At 64.7% G+C, this 1,524-nt stretch carries 1 protein-coding gene and 1 pseudogene; both read left to right on the plus strand.

Annotation, left to right across the window (positions count from 1 at the left end):
• Positions 1–69: 69 nt before the first annotated feature.
• The gene (locus Ae331Ps2_RS27385; protein WP_075308805.1) at positions 70–1,041 is read left to right on the plus strand and encodes an IS30 family transposase; all 972 of its coding nucleotides are present in this window, start codon (positions 70–72) and stop codon (positions 1,039–1,041) included.
• A 189-nt stretch (positions 1,042–1,230) separates the two neighbouring features.
• Positions 1,231–1,524 (plus strand): annotated as a pseudogene (locus tag Ae331Ps2_RS27390) (ATP-binding cassette domain-containing protein); the annotation flags it as partial.

The raw sequence follows: 1,524 nt of genomic DNA on the forward strand, positions 1-1,524 counted from the left end.
GGGTGAGTTCTGCCGGTCGTAGCACTTGATCTTGGCGAGTTGGGCGGGACAGGATGTTCCGTGCGTGAAATGTTGATGTTGTCGGATCGGGAGGAGATCTCGAGGGGTCTGGCGGAAGGCTTGTCCTACAAGCAGATCGCCTCGGTGGTGGGTCGTGATCCGTCGGTGATCTCTCGTGAGGTCCGTCGCCACGGCGGACGCCACGAGTACCGGGCCGCGGCAGCGCAGGAACGGGCCCAGGCGGCGCGGGCGCGCCCGAAGCAGCTCGCGGTGGACCGCTATCCGCGGTTGCGCGGGATCGTGCACGCTCTGCTGCGTCGTGGCTGGTCACCGGCCTCGATCGCGGGCCGGTTGCCGACCGAGTATCCCGACGATCAGGCTTGCCGGGTGTCTCACGAGGCGATCTACCAGTGGATCTATGCCACCCCGGTGTCCACCCTGGCCCGCGAGCTGCTCGCACTGCGCTCCGGGCGCACCACTCGACGTGGCGGACGGAAGCCACCACCGGCTCCGCGGATCAAGGACCCCGTCTACATCGACGAGCGCCCCGTCAACGCCGAGGGGCGTGTGGTGCCCGGGCACTGGGAGGGTGACCTGATCATCGGCAAGGACGGCAAGACCGCCGTCGGGACCCTGGTCGAGCGCACCTCCCGGTTCCTCGTGCTCGTTCCGCTGCACGGGCGCGACTCGCTGACCGTCGGCCGTGGGGTCATCGCCGCCACCAGTGGCCTGCCCGCCCACATGCGGGCCTCGCTGACCTGGGACTGCGGGGCGGAGATGGCCGGCCACGCCGCCGTCACCAAGGGGTCGATGCCGGTGTACTTCGCCCACCCGCACTCGCCGTGGGAACGCGGCAGCAACGAGAACCTCAACCGCATCGTGCGCGAGTACTTCCCGAAAGGCACGGAAATCACCTCGGACCCGAAGTATCTGGCGATGGTGGCTTGCGATATCAACGACCGACCCCGTAAGATCCACAACTGGAAGAAGCCCTCCGAGATATTCGCCGAACTCGTTGAGCTAGATGCTTCGACCGCCTGAATTCGCCCTGTGCTCGCTAGTGGTCATCGTCCAGCGTCGCCGGAGAATTCGATCTTGGGTCTGCGGATTCAGCGGTATCGCTGTTGCCCGCCCGTGCCGGAAACTCCGAGTGCGATTGGCCGACTCTTGATCGGGCTCTGGTCATAATCGCGGACATGAGCTGACCGCTATTCTCACTACGGTGATCCCATGATCGATTCGTACGTCCATGTCGACGGTGCCCGCGAGAACAACCTGAAGAACGTCTCTGTGGACATCCCGAAGCACAAGATCGTCGTGTTCACCGGTGTCTCGGGATCGGGCAAGACGTCGCTTGTGTTCGACACGATCGCTGCGGAATCGCAGCGACAGCTCAACGAGACCTTCACGGCATTTCAGCGCAACCGGCTGCCACGGTACGGCCAGCCGGACATGGACTCCATCGAGAACCTGTCGGTAGCGATCATCGTCGATCAGAAGCGCATCGGCGGGAACTCCCGATCC

This window comes from Pseudonocardia sp. Ae331_Ps2 (genome assembly GCF_001932405.1).
Taxonomy (GTDB): domain Bacteria; phylum Actinomycetota; class Actinomycetes; order Mycobacteriales; family Pseudonocardiaceae; genus Pseudonocardia.